At 48.0% G+C, this 19,478-nt stretch carries 15 protein-coding genes; 12 read left to right on the top strand and 3 right to left on the bottom strand.

The features are described from left to right. The first annotated feature begins 10 nt into the window (after positions 1 to 10). A complete protein-coding gene (locus tag PDUR_RS09770) occupies positions 11 to 1,501 on the top strand; it encodes a cobyric acid synthase (RefSeq protein WP_052410149.1) in 1,491 nt (496 codons plus the stop codon). A gap of 45 nt (positions 1,502 to 1,546) precedes the next feature. On the opposite strand, the gene PDUR_RS09775 is transcribed toward PDUR_RS09770, so the two are convergent. Then, complete coding sequence (locus PDUR_RS09775; RefSeq protein ID WP_042206110.1) at positions 1,547 to 2,128, bottom strand: TetR/AcrR family transcriptional regulator; 582 nt, start codon at positions 2,126 to 2,128, stop codon at positions 1,547 to 1,549. Between the two features lie 278 nt (positions 2,129 to 2,406). On the opposite strand from PDUR_RS09775, the gene PDUR_RS09780 reads away from it, so the two are divergent. Next, entirely contained in the window at positions 2,407 to 3,621 is a 1,215-nt protein-coding gene (locus tag PDUR_RS09780; protein ID WP_233277515.1) for an MFS transporter, read from the top strand. A 445-nt stretch (positions 3,622 to 4,066) separates the two neighbouring features. Here PDUR_RS09780 and PDUR_RS09785 read toward each other — a convergent pair whose 3' ends face one another. Further along, a complete protein-coding gene (locus tag PDUR_RS09785) occupies positions 4,067 to 5,158 on the bottom strand; it encodes a glycosyltransferase family 8 protein (protein ID WP_042206112.1) in 1,092 nt (363 codons plus the stop codon). A 249-nt stretch (positions 5,159 to 5,407) separates the two neighbouring features. Here PDUR_RS09785 and PDUR_RS09790 point away from each other — a divergent pair, with 249 nt between their 5' ends. The 3 genes from PDUR_RS09790 (at position 5,408) to PDUR_RS27235 (ending at position 12,928) form a co-directional block, all read left to right on the top strand. Beyond that, the gene (locus tag PDUR_RS09790; protein ID WP_042206113.1) at positions 5,408 to 8,527 is read left to right on the top strand and encodes a hybrid sensor histidine kinase/response regulator; all 3,120 of its coding nucleotides are present in this window, start codon (positions 5,408 to 5,410) and stop codon (positions 8,525 to 8,527) included. A gap of 11 nt (positions 8,528 to 8,538) precedes the next feature. Beyond that, on the top strand, positions 8,539 to 9,633 hold the full coding sequence (locus PDUR_RS09795) for a response regulator (protein ID WP_269079209.1): 1,095 nt from the start codon (positions 8,539 to 8,541) through the stop codon (positions 9,631 to 9,633). Between the two features lie 199 nt (positions 9,634 to 9,832). Then, complete coding sequence (locus PDUR_RS27235; RefSeq protein WP_052410150.1) at positions 9,833 to 12,928, top strand: S-layer homology domain-containing protein; 3,096 nt, start codon at positions 9,833 to 9,835, stop codon at positions 12,926 to 12,928. A 183-nt stretch (positions 12,929 to 13,111) separates the two neighbouring features. On the opposite strand, the gene PDUR_RS30075 is transcribed toward PDUR_RS27235, so the two are convergent. Next, entirely contained in the window at positions 13,112 to 13,195 is an 84-nt protein-coding gene (locus tag PDUR_RS30075) for a putative holin-like toxin (protein WP_269079210.1), read from the bottom strand. Positions 13,196 to 13,396: 201 nt separating this feature from the next. On the opposite strand from PDUR_RS30075, the gene PDUR_RS09805 reads away from it, so the two are divergent. The 7 genes from PDUR_RS09805 to PDUR_RS09835 all read left to right on the top strand — a co-directional run bounded on the left by PDUR_RS09805 (position 13,397) and on the right by PDUR_RS09835 (position 19,477). Continuing rightward, positions 13,397 to 13,921, top strand: a complete 525-nt coding sequence (locus tag PDUR_RS09805; protein ID WP_330217251.1) for a hypothetical protein — start codon at positions 13,397 to 13,399, stop codon at positions 13,919 to 13,921. A gap of 279 nt (positions 13,922 to 14,200) precedes the next feature. Beyond that, positions 14,201 to 15,034, top strand: a complete 834-nt coding sequence (locus PDUR_RS09810; protein ID WP_042206115.1) for a class I SAM-dependent methyltransferase — start codon at positions 14,201 to 14,203, stop codon at positions 15,032 to 15,034. A 47-nt stretch (positions 15,035 to 15,081) separates the two neighbouring features. Continuing rightward, entirely contained in the window at positions 15,082 to 15,540 is a 459-nt protein-coding gene (locus PDUR_RS09815; RefSeq protein ID WP_218918453.1) for a pyridoxamine 5'-phosphate oxidase family protein, read from the top strand. Between the two features lie 229 nt (positions 15,541 to 15,769). Continuing rightward, a complete protein-coding gene (locus tag PDUR_RS09820; protein WP_042206117.1) occupies positions 15,770 to 16,345 on the top strand; it encodes a TetR/AcrR family transcriptional regulator in 576 nt (191 codons plus the stop codon). A gap of 196 nt (positions 16,346 to 16,541) precedes the next feature. Then, the gene (locus PDUR_RS09825) at positions 16,542 to 17,405 is read left to right on the top strand and encodes an alpha/beta fold hydrolase (RefSeq protein ID WP_042206118.1); all 864 of its coding nucleotides are present in this window, start codon (positions 16,542 to 16,544) and stop codon (positions 17,403 to 17,405) included. Positions 17,406 to 17,457: 52 nt separating this feature from the next. Then, the gene (locus tag PDUR_RS09830) at positions 17,458 to 18,828 is read left to right on the top strand and encodes an MFS transporter (protein ID WP_042206119.1); all 1,371 of its coding nucleotides are present in this window, start codon (positions 17,458 to 17,460) and stop codon (positions 18,826 to 18,828) included. 22 nt (positions 18,829 to 18,850) lie between these two features. Then, positions 18,851 to 19,477 (top strand): cysteine hydrolase family protein, encoded by a 627-nt coding sequence (locus PDUR_RS09835; protein WP_042206120.1) that lies wholly within the window; start codon positions 18,851 to 18,853, stop codon positions 19,475 to 19,477. Position 19,478: the final 1 nt, after the last annotated feature.

Genomic DNA, 19,478 nt, shown 5'->3' on the forward strand with positions numbered 1-19,478 from the left:
GAAAACGATCATGTTTCAGGGAACGGCGTCCGACGTTGGTAAAAGCATTATCACCACGGCGGTGTGCCGGATTTTTTATCAGGACGGGTTCAAGACGGCGCCTTACAAATCGCAAAATATGGCGCTGAACTCCTATGTTACCTTATGCGGCAAAGAAATCGGCCGGGCGCAGGGCGTTCAGGCGGAAGCCTGCGGGATTACGGCTACAACGGACATGAACCCCATTCTTATTAAACCGACAAGAGATATGACCGCCCAGGTTGTCGTTCACGGCAGGCCGCATGCGGAAATGAGCGCCCGGCGCTACCGCGAGGAATACTTGCCCATAGCGGGAACGATTGTACGGGACGCTCTTGACCGTTTGAAGTCCGAGTATGAGGTGATCGTCATCGAAGGGGCGGGAAGCCCGGCGGAAATCAATTTGAAGGACCGGGATATTGTCAATATGCGGCTGGCGGGGTGGGCGGATGCTCCGGTTGTCCTGGTCGCGGATATTGACCGAGGCGGTGTGTTTGCCTCTATCGTCGGAACGCTGGAACTGCTTGAAGAGCATGAACGGAGCCGGGTAAAAGGCTTCATTATCAACAAATTCAGGGGAGATATCGCGATCCTGCAGCCTGGGCTTGACTGGCTGGAGCAGCGTACGGGAATACCCGTCCTTGGCGTGGTTCCCCACCTGAACGGGATCGATATCGAGGCCGAGGATTCGGTGGCCCTGGATCACCAGCAGGATAACCTGAATTCGGATGCCGACATCGATGTCGCTGTCATCCGGTTGCCCCGGATTTCCAACTTTACGGATACCGACCCGCTCGGGGCTGAACCGGATGTGCAGGTGCGTTATGTACAGAGTCCGGAGGAACTGGGCAATCCCGATGTCATTTTGCTGCCTGGAACGAAGAATACACTGGCTGACCTGGGCTTTTTGCGGGAAACGGGACTGGCGGAAGCCATAAGGAAAAGGGCTGCGTCCGGAACCCGTCTTGTGGGCATTTGCGGCGGATACCAGATGCTGGGAGCGAGGTTGAGCGATCCTCATCAAGTGGAGTCGGAGGAAGGCAAAGCGGCCGGACTGGGATTTTTGCCGGCGGAAACGGTCTTTTATCCCGATAAACGAACGGAGAGAGTCCGGGGGACTGTAGCTTGCAATCATCCGGAATGGCTGGAGCTGCAAGGCATTTCCGTAGAGGGTTACGAAATCCATATGGGCAGAACGGATAAGCTGGAGCCCGTAGAAGGGCTGTTTCAGATCGGCGGCCATGAAGACGGCATGCTGTCGGCGGACGGGAGGATATGGGGCACTTATCTGCACGGGATATTCGAAAACGATGAATTCCGGCGTAAATGGCTCAACCTGATCCGGCAAGACAAAGGACTTGCCCCTCTTCCAACTGACATCCATTTTCAAAGCCGCAAAACGGCTGCCTTCGACCGATTGGCCGACCATGCCAGAGCGCATCTCGATATTGACAAGCTTTACCGGATTGCTGGATTAAAATAAGAAGGAGCCCGAGCCACCCTTGAGAGCGGGACTGGTTCGGGTTCTTCATTTTATCAATGTAAGGATTGTTTCAACCGAATGGTCTATAAATGATCGATCGGGGCGAGATTTCATCATCACAGTAAGTCCGATTAAAGATACGACGAGTGTCTGGGCCAAAGCTGCTGCATGGGTATCCTTTTTAATTTCGCCAGATTGTATGCCTCGTTCAATTGTTTCTTGAAATATTGCGGATAGATACATTTGATGTTCTCGTGTCAGAATTTCAAATTTTGGTTCATGGGGCGCAAGCTCCACCATGGTATTGATGCAGAAGCATCCCCGATTGAGATCTTCCCCGTATTCTTTGGCCACAACCCCTTCGAAGAAGGAACGAAACGCTTTTTTAACGGATGGAGTTTTTTGGAGCTGGGAACTAACAAATGAAGCGTGAAACTGAGTATATTTTCGAAGTGCAGCCTCAAAAAGCTGCTTTTTGTCCCCGAATGCTGAATAAATGCTTGGCCGTTGGATGCCCATTCTGGAGGTCAAATCGCTTAACGAGGTTGCCTCGTATCCTTTCTCCCAAAACTGATGCATAGCTGCTTCCAATGCCTTTTGCTCATCAAACTCACGTTGCCGCACCATAATAACACCCCCTTTTCAAAATATAAGAATTAATAAGTTTCACGTTTATCACTGGCCTTATATTTCTACGAGAAACGCACTTGCGTCCTTTGTGGACGCCGTCAGGCGTTTCTTTTTGTAACAAACAGTACATTATGATTTTACGATTATCTGAATGAATCTGTCAAATCATTGACAGCGGAAGCTCAGTTATTATATATTCCCATTGTCATTATTTACTGATTGGTATAATATACTGATCGATACATATTGTGCAAATGAAGAGGAGAGTGTACCATTTGAAGAAGCTTGAAGATTCGAAATCCGCTCCGTCGCTTTCACGTTCAGTCACGCTGTTGTTTGCAGCCGTCTGCGGACTGGCAGTTGCCAACATTTATTTTGCGCAGCCGCTGCTTGACGCGATATCGAAAGAATACGGAATCAGTCATGCGTACATAGGCATAATCATCACAATTACTCAAATTTGTTATGCATTTGGCCTTCTATTGCTGGTACCGCTTGGCGATTTAGTGGATCGGCGCCGCCTGGTTGCCGGTATGATGCTTCTCTCTGTGTTAGGATTGTTCACGGTAGGCATTGCCACTAATAGCACCGTACTGTTGGCGGGAATGGCTGTGGTCGGTATGTTTGCCGTCGTGGTGCAAGTGCTTGTATCGTTTGCGGCGACTTTGGCTGCACCGTCTGATCGCGGGCGTGCTGTTGGTTTGGTAACAAGCGGTGTGGTGATTGGCATTCTGCTGGCCCGTACCGCTGCTGGCATTTTGTCCGACATCGGGGGATGGCGTACGGTCTATTTTGTCTCCGCTGGATTGACACTGTTGATGGCTATTGTGCTGTTCCGGATTCTGCCGCATAACCAAAAAATAAAAAGATCAATATCCTACCCGCAACTGTTACGCTCGGTGTTTACCTTATTTATGCAGGAGCCGGTATTGCGAATTCGTGCTGTTATCTGCTTGTCGATCTTTACTGCGTTTAGCATATTATGGAGTTCACTTGTGCTGCCGCTCAGCGCACCGCCGCTTTCACTTTCACATACCGTTATCGGGTTGTTTGGCCTCGCGGGTGTGGCGGGAGCGTTGGCTGCGGCAAGAGCAGGACATCTGGCGGATCGAGGTTTGGGGCAGCGAACGACCGGGATAGCTTTGACTGTTTTGGTGGGATCATGGCTGCCTATCGGTTTTACGGAACATTCATTGTGGGCATTGATTGTAGGAGTTATCGCTCTGGATCTCGCGGTGCAGGCTGTGCATGTTACGAATCAATCGATGATTTTACGTGTGCGTCCTGAGGCTCGCAGCCGTCTCACTGCAGGGTACATGATCTTCTATTCCATCGGCAGCGCCGCTGGTGCGATTTCCTCTACTTCAGTCTTCGCATACGCCGGGTGGACCGGTGTGTGTGTGCTGGGTGCCACAGTCAGCATCATTGCTTTGCTTTTTTGGCTATTAACTAAGCGTGAATACGTTACTTTTCCAAGCAAAAGCAAGTAAAATAAAGCAAGATATATGTGTAGCTATATAAGATGAACTTGAAAAATGTAATCAGTGTAAGGAGTAACGAAGGGGAAGTTTGGAACTGTAGGAGCGATAGCGATCGCCTTTGTCTCCGGATTTCAACCGCGAAGAGCGGTTATTCGAGAAATCTGGAGACAACAGCGGCCGGAAGTCCAAACGTTCCTCGTAGTTGCGACTGGTATCTGATAGGAAAATCTTAAGTTCAGCTTATATAGCATGCTGTTATGATGGGGGCGACAAAAGAATCAATGTTACCCGAAAGAAGAAATACATCTCGTTAACTATTCCAGCCAAGAGCGGGATGATTTATGGAAGAAAGTACTGAGGAACCATGAGCAGTGGAAGAAATCGAAGGGTTTGTAACCTCATATTAAAAGCCGCGTCCACAAGAACACGGCTTTTTGGATGGATACCAGCGGGATTAAAAATATTTTCTCAACGGAAGATTCGGTGCCGAATTCGTCTCCTTGTTCTGAGTACCTTTATTGGTTCTGGTCAGTCTGATCAATCTCAAACTAGGCAGATCAATCAGGCTGATCTTTGTTCGTCTGCTTCTTTTTAATGGCAGTTTTCCCTGGGAAGCTTTACGTACTCTTCGTTTTAAGCTGTTATGAGAAGCTGTGTTAGATATGCGTTTCCGATATCTCTTCGCGCTCGTGCGCTTCCTATTTTTCTGAACAACAGCAGGATGGACAACAGCAGGATGGACTTCCACTGCCTTTCGAGGCTGCTGTTCACTCCACGGCGTTAGGTTAAGATAATTCCTGTACAGCTCTGCGCCTATAGAATTAGCATCCCAGCATTTTTCAATTCCGGCGAAATGGACGATTTTATTCGTAAAGTCATGATCAACAGAGGCAAGGCTGAACAAGTTAAAGCGTAAATCCAATGGGAGGTAATTTCCTCCGTAAACTACGTTTAATGCATCTTGATCAGGCATGGTGGTATCGGGGAAGTTCCGGAAAAAGTTTAGCGTTTCACCGTACCAGCCAGCATTGCTGCGGATATTGATCAAGGAAAATAAAATAACCCCGGAATTAAAATAAAGATCTGGATTAAGCCCTTTGGAGTTAATAATTGGCGCTATTTCCATGATGCCTTGATCCTTAATTGCGCCCAAATAATAATTGCCCAATTCAATTTGCCACAGCTCGGTAATGTCCATGTTAACCAGAACGTCGCAGTCCAAATAAATAATTTTGTCCACTGGTATTAATCCGGGAAGAAGCAGCCGATACATGCAGGCCTGCGTCCATGCGTTAATGGAACCAACACCCGCCATTACCTGAAGCATATCCTCAGGTATAATGATGTGATAGAAATTAATCGTGTGGTTAAATCTGGTTGTTAGGTCAACGAGCTTTTGCCTGTTATCATCGTTTAAAGTCTCATCATGCAAAATATGAACATTAACAGGGGAACTCGTATGGTGAAAAACTGATGCTAGAACGACCCCAGCATGCTCAGCATATTGCCCATCCTTATCCTGAAAAGCCAATACTAGTTCAATCATCTGATTTATCCTCTCATAGCGTTTTTGTACGAATGTACCACATTATACGTTTGTCACGACCGAGTGATAAGGGCATATTCACCACGCTATTGACCCAATTTCTTGTGTGCCCAAAAAATCAGGACCATTGAAATTGCAGCTTACCTACTCCCCTATTGAAAAGACTTCAAAGGCAGCCGATTATAAGGTATAATGCGACTGCACTTCGTAACCCCAGAAAGTAAAAACTCATATTTTTGGAGAGAATTAATGTACAAACAGTGGCCGGCTGTGTTCTTAACGATGATATTTCTTGTTATCATTCCTATATTCTGGATATTTAATTATATACATACAGCCTCTCAGCATGCTTCGTCGCAGGGCGGGGTGCTGGATTTGCGGAAATGGGACTTTCAGGCGAATGGGGTTGTTCCGCTTAAAGGGGAGTGGGAACTTTACCGCGATCAACTGCTGACCCCGGAAAGCTTTCAAGCGTCCCATTCGTCTTCAGACAAGACACCGGAGCCTACGGGTCTAGTTCATGTTCCAGGCATTTGGAATAGCTATATGGGCAGCGCCGGCAGCCGGAAGGCTACGGGTTATGCAACGTATCGCCTGCGTGTTCTTGTCCCGGAGCGCGAAAATAAGATTTACGGCTTCAAAACGGATAATATCCGGTCCGCGAACCGGATATTTATTAACGGGACCGAGGTCGGAGCGAGCGGTGATCCCGCAGTATCTAGCAAGGAAGGTGTGCAGCGCAATATCCCCTATGCCGGGTTTGCTTCAATAAATGGAGGCGAAATTGAAATCCTTGTGCAAATCGCCAACTACAGCTATTCATCGGGAGGGATGGTATACCCTATCTCGTTCGGTGATTTCAAGATGATAATGGATATTGAAAAAACAGAATTTTTTGGCGACTCGCTGATCGCATTCGGCTTTCTGGTCTCAACCGTTTACTTTCTGCTGCTGTATCGATTGCGAAGACAGGAGACTTCACTTTTATATTTGGGAGGGATTTCATTATTCGCCTGCATTTATGTGCTGACTCATGGCGAGAAGGTCATAGGAGACCTATTTCCCGCTCTTCCTTATGATGCTGTCTTAAGATTGCAGATGATAGCTTCTGTGGGGGTGTACTTTTGCGTCGTTCATTATGTTGCAGCGCACTCCCCGGCAGCCGTTCACAGACCTGTAATGCTGCTGTGCAGATGGATTACCGGGATCGACATGATTGTGGCGTTATGCGTTCCTACTCTCCTGTTCTCCAAGTGGGATGGGGGCTGGCTCATATGGTCTATGTTCATTCTGGGATATATCATCTATATGATGATCAAAAACTTGCGTTTGCGCACCTTGGACAGGCTCTTTATGCTTGTAAACATTTTATGCCTGCTTATTGTCATTATCGTCAGCCTGCTGAATGTGTACGGCAAGCTGGAGAGTCAATTGCCAAGCTCTTACGGCATACTGATCTTTCTTATCGCACAAGCGCTGCAGTCCGCCTTTCGGTCGGCGAAATCTTTCCACGAAGTAGAGAAGCTGTCGCGCAAGCTTCTGACGCTTGACGGGCTGAAGGACGAATTCATGGCCAGCACGTCTCATGAACTGCGGACACCGCTCCATGGAATTGTCAACATGTCGTCTTCTCTGCTGGAAGGGGTGGCGGGCGAACTGAATCCGCAGCAGAGGCAGCATCTTTCCATGATTACGGCGACAGGAAAGAGGCTATCCTTACTCGTTAATGATATTCTGGACTGGGCCAGGCTGAAAAATGGCGACATTATCCTTGCGCAGCGTCCTGTAGATCTTCGGCCCGTTGTTTCCGCGGTTCTCGATATCCTGACCTTTACAACCGGCAGCGGCAAAAGATTGCAATTTGTACAGGAGTGGCCTGAAAATCTGCCGCTTCTGAAAGCCGATGAGAATCGCATCCAGCAAATTTTGTATAATTTATTGGGTAATGCCATTAAATTTACGGCTGAAGGAACCATTACGGTTTCTGCCGAGGATTGCGGCCGGGAAGTGAAGATTGCTGTGGCGGACACCGGAATTGGCATTGCCGCTGAACGGCAGGATACGATATTCCTGCCATTCGGGGAGATTGGAAAGCCGGTAGACCCTACCTTCCTTGGGATGGGCCTTGGATTAAGCATTACCAAGAAACTCGTCGAACTTGGAGGCGGCCGGATTTGGGTGGAATCCGAGCCGGGTAAAGGATCGGTATTTTACTTTACGGTTCCTGTGGCGGACATCTCCCGTTCTCCCGAATCGAAGACCGGATTAACACAGGTCACCTTCATTGGCCGGGGTCCCGCTGCCCAGACAGAGGTGGCTGCTGCATCGGATATGAAGCCTGTTGAGGGTACTTTGTTGATTGTGGACGATGACCCTGTAAATCTGCAGGTGTTAACGGATATCCTTTCCGTAGACAACTACCGAGTTGTTGCTGTCCATGAAGGGACTGCTGCACTGGGGCAGCTGTCTCTTAACCGAAATATTGATCTGGTTATTACCGATTGGATGATGCCAGGGATGTCGGGGCTGGAACTGTGCAGGGAGATTCGCTTAATATTTCCGCTTTCCAGCCTGCCTGTTCTTATGCTAACGGCGCGAAGCCGGGCGGATGATATTGAGCTTGCCTTTCAATCGGGAATTAATGATTATCTGGGCAAACCTGTTGATGCGGTAGAATTACGGGCAAGAGTCCGCACCTTAATCACGCTTCGCCGATCTGTTCAGAAGGCGGTACGCACAGAGATGGCCTTTTTGCAGGCACAGATTAAACCGCATTTTTTGTATAATGCTCTAAACACGATCATCTATATGTCCAAAGCAGAACCATCCAAGGCAACCCAGCTGCTTCTGGATTTAAGCAAATATTTACGGGGAAGCTTCGACTTTCAGAACCGCGACAAGCTTATTCCGCTGCATAAAGAATTAGAACTGGTCAAGGCATTCTTGTCTTTGGAAAGCGCGCGTTTCGAGGAACGCCTGAAGGTATCCTATGACATTCACGCTTCGATGAACGTTCTTCTTCCACCCCTTACCATTCAACCGATCGTAGAGAATGCGGTCAGGCATGGAGTTATGAAAAAAGCGGCTGGCGGTACCATTCGAATGATCATTCAGGAATCCGATCAGACCATCAAAGTGACGGTAAAGGATGATGGGATCGGGATGCCGAAGGAACAGCTGGATATGATTTTGTCGGGGCAATCAGGCTCGGGTGTAGGGCTAATGAATATTGACCGGAGACTTCTGTCGCTGTATGGGAGGGGTTTGCAAGTGGAGAGCCGGCTGCATCAGGGAACTGAGGTTTACTTTGAGATACCTAAAGAAACAGCCGGCGGTTACCGTCAAGGAGAGGAGAGAGCTTTATTCTAACATGCATACTGATTGACGATGAAAAGCCTGCCCTGATGTATCTGGAAATGATGCTGCTCACCGATGGACGGTTCCAAGTTGAAGGGAAATATACATCTGCCCAAGCTGGGCTTGAGTATCTGGCCAGATCCAAGGTAGATGTTGTTTTTCTCGATATGGACATGCCTGAGATGACTGGGCTGGAAGCAGGGGAGCACATTCAGCAATTAAACAGTGACATTCGTATCGTCTATATAACCGCATACTCGGAGTATGCTATCGAAGCCTTCGAAATTCATGCGCTTGACTATGTATTAAAGCCGATTGACCCGGATCGTTTGGCTAAAACACTTCAATATATCCAGCGGAGCATCCCGGATAAGACAATGAAAATCTTCAGCAAATGGAGGGTGCGCTGCTTTGGCCATTTGTCTTTTGAGGACGGTGCGGGTAATGACAGGCAGTTAAAGTGGAAGACGGCGAAAGCCCAAGAGTTGTTTGCTTATTTGCTCCATCACCGGGAGCGGTGGATTTCTAAGGAAATCCTGCTCGAAACCCTTTGGCCCGATTATCCCAAGGACAAGGCGCTGACCTATTTACATACCACCGTATCCCAGATTCGGAAGCTGGTCAAAGAATGGCAGGGCCAGATATCCTTAGAGTATGCTCTGGACAGCTACCGTCTTGTTCTGGATGGAATCCTGTACGATGTATCGGAGTTTGAACGGGCAACCGACCGGGGGCCTGCTATTACCGAGCAGAACCGGCTTTTTTATGAAAATATCATTGCGCTCTACCGCGGCGATTACCTGGAAGGATATGATTATCCTTGGGCGGAGACTCTAAGGAGCAATTTACTGGAACGTTATTTGAATTTCGTGATCAGGGCCGCAGCTTATGAGATGGAACATGGTTTTGAACGAAAAGCGCTTGAGCGGCTGCATTTTGCAGAGAAAAAAGCCCCCTATTCGGAAGAGATATGCCGTCTCGTGCTTACCACTTATGCCCGGCAGGGCGAATACGCTTCATTGAACCGTCATTACGATGCCTTTGTTAAGCTCTTGCATATAGACCTTGGAATTGAACCCAGCCAGGAAACGATAAGTATTTATAATCAGTACGTTTAATGACAAGCCCTTCGGCCTTATGAGGCCCTGGGGCTTTAGTCGTTTTAGAATCGGTTTAGAGGCCTTTGCTATAATCAATTTTGTGAAAAATGTAGAAAAAAGGCGAAAGGAGAGTGGACAAGTACATAGCATGAAATAGGCAGATAACCGTAATAACAAATAGTGCATTGGTTGTACAGATAACTTGGAGGGACGCTTCATGAGACTAAAAAGACACGTAATATTTCTGATGATCTTGTCGATTACACTTTACCCTTTTGCGGTGCCAGCTCAAGTTCAAGCGGCTTCGGGGGCGCGTCACGAAAAAGTCGGGGACGATGTGTTTTTGGGCGGAAACTTTATTGAGGTGGGAATTGCGGGCATCGGTTCATTTGGTACGGCAAGCCCCGCACCGGCCGGATTTCACCCAATGGGAGGAAGAACGGCTATTGGCTTTAACGTGGATGCCGACGGCTACGATACAGGAAGCCCTATGAATAGTGGAGACTATTTCCTTCCAGGAGGGCCTTATGAAGCCTTTATCGTCGGTTACCGCAGCGGATCAGAGACTGGTGCGATTAACAAATTTATGAATGCTGACCGAATGGGATTGAGTCAGATTCCGTCAGTAACTACCGATATTTCCAGCGGGGATACATTAGCGGCGAGAACGATCGGTACAACCTCGGACGGAAAAATTCAAGTCGAGCAGACGGTTTCATTTGGAGTTAATGATAAATATTTCAAGGTGTCCGTTCAGTTGAAAAACGTCTCTGATGAAACGGTATACGATGTGCGTTATATGAGAAGCGTCGACCCTGACATTGATATGGATATGAATGGCACTTATAATACGTTAAATTCCGTGTCTCAAAATCCTCCTAATGATTCCAGCGCAATCGTGATTTCAAAAGGGCCCATAACCGGCAACGCATTAATCTTGATGTCTGCAGACCCTAACGCGAGAGCATCGGTAGGGTATGGAAACGACCCTTATGCAGCCACCTCTTACGACCTTGATGGAAGCCAATTGCTGCAGCCTGAATCTTCTGAGGATACATGGATTGGATTAACCGGCGCACTTGGAAACTTGGCACCAGATCAATCGAAAACTTTTAATTTTTATGATAGCTTGAATCCAGACATAGATGAAGCAATTGATAATATCTCTAATGAAGCAGCGCCTGTTCCTGCTGCCCCAACCGGACTTGCCGCAAGCGCGGGCGACGGCCAAGCACACTTAAGCTGGAACAGCGTGACCGGAGCCACCTATTACGAAATTTATCAAGGAACAGCCCCCGGCGAATATGGTGAAAGCGCCCTGGCGACCGTGAGTGAATCAACTTATAACTTCACAGCCACGGGTCTAGCCAATGGAACAACTTATTATTTCACGGTCAAGGCGGCAAATGACAGCGGAAGCAGCGCATACTCCAATGAAGTATCCGCGACCCCTCAGGTTGCGGCGCCCGTGTCACCCGTTGGACTTACCGCAATTGGAGGCAATGGCCAGGCGAACTTAAGCTGGAACAGTGTGACCGGAGCCACCTATTACGAAATTTATCAAGGGACTGCCCCCGGCGAATATGGTGAAAGCGCCTTGGCGACCGTGAGCGGATCGACTTATAGCTGCACAGCGACAGGTCTAGCCAATGGCACAACCTACTATTTCACGGTCAAGGCGGGAAATGACGGCGGAAGCAGCGGATATTCCAATGAAGTAAGCGCAACGCCGAAGACGGTCCCGGCTGCGCCGGCAGACATCATTGCGGCAGCAGGCGATGGTCAAGCGACCATTACCTTTACGGCTCCTGCGGATAATGGCGGAAGTGCAGTTACTGGTTACGAGGTCACTTCTTCGCCAGACAATATCATAGCGACAGGAACAGCCAGTCCCATTACAATAACAGGACTGCAGAATGGAACGGCTTACACGTTTACGGTAAAGGCGATAAATAGTGCAGGCAGCAGTGCGGCTTCCGCTGTCTCCAATGCCGTAACACCGCTGGCACCTTTCAGCGGCAATGCAGGCAGTATACCTGTCAATCCGCAGCCAACGAATACTGGCGTTAATGCGATTGTCAATGGCAAGGTGCAGACGATCGGTACGGCAACAACAGCTAAAGTGAATGACCAAACGGTCACGACTATAGTGATTGATCCGAAGAAGCTTGAAGACGCCCTTGCGGCAGAAGATCAGCATGCGGTAATTACGATACCGGTGAATACGAAAGCGGATGTCGTGATTGGCGAACTGAACGGCCAGATGGTTAAGAACATGGAGCAGAAACAGGCGGTTCTGGAAATCAAAACCGAGAACGCCACCTACACATTGCCTGCCCAGCAGATCAATATTAGTCATTTATCGGATCAGCTTGGAAAGCAGGTAGCGCTTCAGGATATCAAGGTACAGATCGAAATCGCCGCACCGAAGGCAGACACGCTAAAGACCGTAGAGAACGCGGCGTCCAAAGGCCAGTTCACAATTGTCGCTCCGCCGATTAACTTCTCGGTCAGAGGAATCTACGGAGATGCGAAGGTTGAAGTGTCCAAGTTCAATGCCTATGTGGAACGGACGCTTGCCATCCCGGATGGCATAGATCCCCAAAAAATCACCACAGGAGTTGTGATTGAACCGGACGGAGCCGTCCGCCATGTGCCAACGAAGATCGTTAACGTTGACGGTAAGTACTTCGCTGAAGTGAACAGTTTGACGAACAGTACGTACTCCGTTGTCTGGCATCCCCTTGAGTTCAAGGATGTCGCCAAGCATTGGGCCAAGGATGCGGTGAACGACATGGGTTCACGAATGATCGTCACCGGCAGCGGCAGTGACATGTTCAATCCGGATCAAGACATTACGCGTGCGGAGTTTGCGGCAATCATCGTTCGGGGATTGGGACTGAAGCCAGAGGGTAAAGCTGCTCCATTCTCGGATGTACAGCAATCGGATTGGTATAATGATTTTATTCAAACAGCTTATGCCTACCATCTGATTACCGGTTTTGAAGACGGCACCTTCCGTCCGGACGACAAGATTACGAGAGAACAGGCGATGGCCATCATCGCGAAAGCGATGACGATCACCGACCTGAAAGCAAAGCTCCCGTCTAAAGAAGCAGGAGAAGTTCTGAGACCATTTGCGGATGCGAATAAGACTTCAGGGTGGGCTAAGAATAGTGCTGCCGACTGCTTGCAGGCAGGCATCATTTCCGGCAGAAACAGCAGCCAACTTGCACCAAAGGATAACATCACCAGAGCCGAGGTTGCCGCTATTATTCAGAGACTTCTGCAAAAGTCTGATTTGATTAACTAAAACAATCTATGGGTGTTCAGCGGCTTTTTATTTTGTTTCGATCATGGTATAGTGAGGGTAGATATTAGGTACAATGCAAAAGAGCCGTGCGACTAACACGACTCCGATGCAATAGCCGCTTTTAAGGGCGGCGGCTTCGGGAATACTAGTCAGAAATAGACCGCATCCTTTGGCGAGGGCGGTCTATTTCTTATTGAGGTAATTAAGCAGAGCAATAATGAACATGCCGAACATGAACATCAAAGACAGCGCTTGGTACACCTCCATGGCATCACCTCCCCTCTGGGAAGTTAGCCGACCACCCTTGCAAGCCTTCTATCGCTTTCTCAGTATAGCATATTTTAGCATATGGGTAAGTACAAATGTTCCCGTACTTATATCCCGATACGACCTAAGTTATCAGTTTTCATACGGATTCGGCTATAATATTTCATAGGGAATAGAATAAGCGAGTATGGAGGCACAATCATGAACATGAATTCGAAGAACAGCGTCATTACAAAACTAAATCTCAATAAATATCCTTCGAAACTGATTCTTAATAAACCGGAGGATATTGATGATTTTAATGAATTGGACTTTGATTCTGCCTTCAAAAAAGAGAAATATGATTTGATTTTTATCTTTATCTTTATTTTTAATCTTAAGCAATTTAGCAGCCATTTGCAGTACGTCATTGACAACCAAGCCTTAAGTGATAACGGATATTTGTATTTTGCTTATCCCAAGAAAAATAATCCGAAGTACAAAGAATACATAGACCGTGACAGCTTCATGGTTCATATGCCCGTGGACGAGGAAGGGTATGTACAGAACAGCCGCTTGAAATTTTCAAGGATGGTCAGTCTGGATGAGGTGTTCACAGTCGTCGGACTGAAGTCGCAAGCTCCAAAATCGAAGAAAACCGCCAGCACCAAGAGCAGTCAATGCGTTGACGACTATATCGATTCCATTTCAGCGCAAAAAGAAGTGAGACTCAGGAGAAACGTTTAGCCGAAATGAAGGATATTTTGGCCCAAGGCTATAAGTCGATCGATTTGTACAGAAGAAGAGGGAAGTAGTATTTGGTTTGATTAAAAAATTAAGTAAAAAATTAAGTATTGACAATCCGCTGGCACATAACTATCATGTGAAATAACATGAATACCGAGTGGAATAGTATATATTATTTTACTGACCAGACTACTGGAGGTTTGATTTCTAATCAGGCCTCTTTTTTGCGTTCCGGGAAAGTAGGCCAATTCTCTTGATCTGAAAGGAAGCGATGAAATCATGACTGTGCATTTTACGTATGATAGCAAGGATCTTGCAAAAGCCTATGACGAAATCAGCAATTCACAATTTAAGAATGGAACACTGCTGGTTGAGAAGCTGGCTGTTAAGCCCGGACAATCGATTCTTGACATCGGAAGCGGCACCGGCCGTTTGGGCCGTCACATCGGCGAAATTATCGGGGATACCGGAAGTTTTCTGGGCATCGACCCTCTGGAAGAACGCGTAAAAATCGCCAATGACAAGAATCAGCAGGCTAATGCCGCATACAAGATCGGTGTGGCCGAGGATCTCGGTTTCATTCCAGACAGCAGTATCGACATCATTTATTTGAACGCCGTTTTTCACTGGGTAGTTGACAAAGAAAAAGCGCTGCAGGAAATTTACCGGGTGCTTAAACCCGGCGGAAAGGCCGGTTTTGCCACCGGAGCCAGAGAATTGAACAGCATAACCGGACTTAACCGTATTACCAACAGTGTCCTGTCCGAAGGCTTGTACAAGCAGGCCGTGAATTTTGCGGATAGCATACAGAATCTTCATGGACTGACGACTACCAACCTCGTTCAATTGCTAGCGAACAACGGGTTAAAGGTCAGGGATGTGCAAATTAAGGAGGTTGAACGCAAATACCGCTCCGCTCAGGAGATCACCCGCTTTATCGAGGCCAGTTCCTTCGGCAACTATTTGAATCATGTTCCGGACACGCTCCGTTCACAGGCCAAGGTTGATATTGAAGCGGAACTGGATAAGCATCGCAGCGGAGACGGATCGATCAAATTCAGCAACTATACGATTTTTGCCATTGCCCAAAAAAGCCTGTCATCAGCGGCCTGATGCTATCATTACGCCGGAATATAAAATATCACAAGGAGTGAATGGAAATGAGCAAGGAAGTAAAGGACCGGATTGTAAAATATTTAAATGATACCCGTTTTGTTGTATTGGCGACGGTTAACAACGATCAATCGCCTGTCTTAAGAAGTTTGGGTTCCTTTGCAGCCGACGGGTATACGATCTATTTTTCAACACAGAAGAACAGCAAGAAGGTGGAGCAGATTCAGGAGAATCCGAAAATCGTCCTTTTCTTCCAGCATGAGAATCAGGAATTATCAAGCTTTGTAAATGTTTCTGTACACGGGACAGCCGAGGTGATTGCCGAACCGGCCGAGATCGGCCGGGCAATTCAGCAGCTGAGCAGCCGCAATCCCCGCTTTAAAGAAAGAGCGGAAAAGGGCGAGCTGCAGGATACGGCGATCTATAAGGTGGACGCCCGTGAACTGAAGGTGCTGGATTTCTCCAAGGGAATCGGAGCGGCCGCCGTCGAAGTTATTGCGGTGTAACCATATCTGAAATCGAGCCGCTGCTCCGCTGTCTAGTTAGCGCGGCGTCTGCCGCCTCATATAACTTAAGCTTTACCCGGGAAAGAGCCTGTCCGCCATATATTGCGGATGGGTTTTTTCGTATGAAGAACAGCAGGCATAGGAGGACAAAAATTTTTTTGGAAAAATTCTTTACCGATCGTTCTCAATATGTTATGATGTTTTTGCAAGGAGGTAGAGGTGAGAGAAGATGGCAAGAAGCAAAGAGTTTGATGTTAATACGGTGCTGCGAAAGGCAATGTACTTGTTCTGGAGTCAAGGTTATGAGAAGACCTCCATGAAGGATCTGGTTGAAACGATGGGAGTCCATAAACGAAGCATGTATGATACATTCGGAGACAAGCATGCTTTATTTATGAAAGCAATGGAACGCTATGATGAGACAGTAGGGGCTTCAGTCGACTCCCGAATTCAAGATCAACCATCCGCGAAACAGGCGATCCGTTCCATTTTCGAAATGGTAATTAACGTGGATGATGTTCGGCCTCCGGGGTGCTTAGTTGTCAATACTGCGTGCGAGCTTTCCTTGCTGGACCCGGAAGCAGCGGCTAAAGTCAATGAGTATTTTGCCAAAACGGAGAGCCTTTTTTGCGAGCTAATCACGCACGGTCAAGACACAGGAGAAATTTCCGGACAGTATGAAGCAGTGAAACTTTCCCAGTATTTATTCAACTCGTTGACGGGCTTGCGGGTATTAGTCAAAACAACGAATGACAGACAGAAGCTGGAAAGCATTATTGACATGACGCTGGCTATTTTGGATTAAATTTTTTTTAATAATTTGAGAATGATCGTTCTCGAAAGATGGATTTGACCTGGCAGCCATTGGCCGCGCCTTGTTGTCCGACCCGGCTTGGGCGAACAAGGTTCGTGAAGGACGCTATGAAGATATTCAACCGTTCAGCCCTGAAGTTCTTGCGAATCTCCAATAAATTATTCCATCAAAAAAGGAGAGATTATCGATGATTAATCAAGGAGCATTAAGCGCGTTGACCGCGGAGACTGTACCCACCTCTTACGTGGAAGCCGGAGGAATCACCTTCGCTTACCGCAAGTTCGGAGCGGAGTCCGAAGTTCCGCTTGTGTTCTGCCAGCGTTACCGGGGCACGATGGATGACTGGGACCCGACTGTCGTTAACGGCATCGCCAAGGAGAGAACCGTTATCCTGTTCGACAGCGCCGGTGTGGGACTGTCTACAGGGGTTACGCCTAATAACGTCCCTGACATGGCCGACTATGCGATCACTTTTATTGAAGCGCTTGGTCTTAAGCAAGTCGATTTAATCGGGTTCTCAATGGGCGGCATGGTGGCGCAGCATGTGACGCTGAAACGGCCGGACCTGGTTCGCCGTCTCATTCTTGCCGGAACAGGACCCGGAGCGGGCGAAGACACCGAAAGATCGAGAAACGGAGTGTTTGAAGTGATGACCACGCCTGTTAATGAGGATAAAGATTTCTTATTCCTGTTCTTCGAGCCGACAGAAACCAGTCAGGCCAAAGGCCGTGAGTATCTGGAGCGTCTTCAATGGAGAAAGACGGATCGCGCGCCGCTGGTTACAGCTGAAACCATAAAGGCGCAGACACAAGCACTGATCGGTTTCGCTGCCGGACCGGATACAGCCTATCCCCGTTTGGCTGAGATTAAACAGCCTGTTCTAGTCGCGAACGGTGATAACGATATCATGGCTCCGACCATCAATTCCTTTATTATGTCGCAGCATATACCGAATGCCCAGTTGATACTCTATCCCGACTCCGGGCACGGATTCCTGTTTCAATATCCTGAACGGTTTGTCCTGCATGTCTCCGCGTTTTTAAGCGAGTAAGGATTTACTCGGACTTTCTTATAAGAGGAATATGGGAGTGGGAGGTTTTTTTATGGAAGCCATATCTGATATAGAGATACTCAATACAAGAGAAAAATCATTTAATGAGAAACTGATCGTCCCCTTTTGGAGTTTGGCAGCGATGCTCGTGGTCATGAATACGACGATGTTCAACGTGGCTCTCCCCAGAGTAGCCCATGAGTTTTCGTTAACGCCAACGGTCGCTTCATGGATTGTCACCGCATATTCCATTATTTTTGGGATAGCAACCATTACTTACAGCCGCCTGACCGATTTTTTGCCCATCCGTAAAATGGTTCTGTTCGGCGCCTTTTTACTGGTACTGTCCTCATTGCTCGGCTACTTCGCCCATACCTTTATTCTGTTGATGACCGCCCGGATTTTTCAGGCAATAGGGGCTGCAGCATTTCCTGGGCTAGGCTATGTGTTGTTCTCTAGGTATATCCCCAAGGAGCGAAGAGGCAGCGCCATGTCCTTCATTGCTTCAGGCACCTCGCTTGGATTCGGATTGGGACCGGTGGTCGGGGGAGCCCTGACTCAGTATCTCGGATGGAACTTCCTTTTTGTCATGACCGCCGCAGTTCTGTTTATCACTCCAATCTTTAACAGACATGTGCCCATGGAAGAGAAAAAGTCCGTCCAATTTGATATCGCCGGAAGCTTGCTGGTGGCAGTTTCGATTACGGGTCTGCTGCTGTTCGTTACGACTTTCGCTCCCTGGCCGCTATTCATTAGTTTAATTACGATGGGGCTGTTGTGGCGGCATATCAATCGAATCCGTTCGCCGTTTATCCATCCGGAGCTGCTTCGCCAAAGAAGGTTCACGCAGCTGCTGTCGGTCAGCTTCACCGCGTATTTCATCAACTTCGCTACGCTGTTCGGTATGCCGATCCTGCTGGCTCAAGTCTTTCACCGGAGTCCGATGGAAATCGGATTGATTATATTCCCGGGGGCGATTGTTACTGCGTTTGCCTCCAGAAAAATAGGGAAAATCATCGACCGTTTCGGAAACGGCATCGTCTCCAGGTGGGGGGCAGGGTTCCTATTGCTTTCCGTCGTCCTGTTTGCAACCGTGGCAAGTCTTTCCATCTACGGTGTTCTCATCAGTTACTTTTTTATGAGTCTCGGATTTTCCAGTCTGACCGCCAGTAATTCCAATGAAATATCACAGTATCTTTCCATAGAACACATGGGGGCGGGTATGGGCATGAATCAGCTGGGCGGCTTCTTCGGAGGCGCGTTCGGGGTAGGCATTACGGGGATGCTGATTGTGCTGCAAAAGGGCATGGATATGGCAAACGTGTTTCAAAACATTTATCTCGGACTATGCGTGCTGCCCCTTATTTCCCTGTACTTGCTACACAAATATGCGCAACGAGATCGCGGGTTAATGAAATCATAAATATACATGGAGAGTGATTAATATGACGAACAAAAAATACGATAGCACGAATACAGGACTTCTTCTGGTGGACCCGTATAACGACTTCCTGGCTTCCGAAGGCAAGCTCTACCCATATGCCAAAGAAGTGGCGGAGTCCGTGAACATGCTGGAACACTTAAAAGAAATCGTAGAAGCGGTTCGCAAGTCGGGCATTCAGGTGTTTTTTGTACCACATCACCGCTTTGAACCGGGAGATTTTTCAACATGGAAATATCCGACGCCTTATCAGCTGTCTACAGCCAAAGCCCAGCCATTTGCCAAAGGCACCTGGGGAGGCGAGTTCCATCCCGATTTCCAGCCGCAGGAAGGCGACATCATCATCAAAGAGCACTGGTCTCAAAGCGGCTTCGCCAACACGGACCTGGATCATCAGCTTAAAGTGCATGGCGTCAGCAAAATCATCATCATCGGTATGCTGGCAAATACATGCATTGAATCGACCGCTAGATTCGGAATGGAGCTCGGCTACCATGTTGCTCTTGTAAAAGATGCGACAGCGGCCTTTAGCCGGGAGGCGATGCATGCGGCGCATGAGATCAACGGCCCGACCATCGTTCATGAGATTCTGACGACGGAAGAACTTATTAACGCTTTAGGAGGTAATTGAT

This window comes from Paenibacillus durus (genome assembly GCF_000756615.1).
Classification (GTDB): domain Bacteria; phylum Bacillota; class Bacilli; order Paenibacillales; family Paenibacillaceae; genus Paenibacillus_AQ; species Paenibacillus_AQ durus.

Excerpts from the sequence above, each read along its gene's own strand:
- PDUR_RS09790 (WP_042206113.1), top strand. The coding sequence starts at position 5,408 with ATGTACAAACAGTGGCCGGCTGTGTTCTTAACGATGATATTTCTTGTT.
- PDUR_RS09770 (WP_052410149.1), top strand. The coding sequence starts at position 11 with ATGTTTCAGGGAACGGCGTCCGACGTTGGTAAAAGCATTATCACCACG.
- PDUR_RS09820 (WP_042206117.1), top strand. The coding sequence starts at position 15,770 with ATGGCAAGAAGCAAAGAGTTTGATGTTAATACGGTGCTGCGAAAGGCA.
- PDUR_RS30075 (WP_269079210.1), bottom strand. The coding sequence starts at position 13,195 with ATGGAGGTGTACCAAGCGCTGTCTTTGATGTTCATGTTCGGCATGTTC.
- PDUR_RS09785 (WP_042206112.1), bottom strand. The coding sequence starts at position 5,158 with ATGATTGAACTAGTATTGGCTTTTCAGGATAAGGATGGGCAATATGCT.
- PDUR_RS09775 (WP_042206110.1), bottom strand. The coding sequence starts at position 2,128 with ATGGTGCGGCAACGTGAGTTTGATGAGCAAAAGGCATTGGAAGCAGCT.
- PDUR_RS09830 (WP_042206119.1), top strand. The coding sequence starts at position 17,458 with ATGGAAGCCATATCTGATATAGAGATACTCAATACAAGAGAAAAATCA.
- PDUR_RS09815 (WP_218918453.1), top strand. The coding sequence starts at position 15,082 with ATGAGCAAGGAAGTAAAGGACCGGATTGTAAAATATTTAAATGATACC.
- PDUR_RS09835 (WP_042206120.1), top strand. The coding sequence starts at position 18,851 with ATGACGAACAAAAAATACGATAGCACGAATACAGGACTTCTTCTGGTG.
- PDUR_RS09825 (WP_042206118.1), top strand. The coding sequence starts at position 16,542 with ATGATTAATCAAGGAGCATTAAGCGCGTTGACCGCGGAGACTGTACCC.
- PDUR_RS27235 (WP_052410150.1), top strand. The coding sequence starts at position 9,833 with ATGAGACTAAAAAGACACGTAATATTTCTGATGATCTTGTCGATTACA.
- PDUR_RS09805 (WP_330217251.1), top strand. The coding sequence starts at position 13,397 with ATGAACATGAATTCGAAGAACAGCGTCATTACAAAACTAAATCTCAAT.
- PDUR_RS09810 (WP_042206115.1), top strand. The coding sequence starts at position 14,201 with ATGACTGTGCATTTTACGTATGATAGCAAGGATCTTGCAAAAGCCTAT.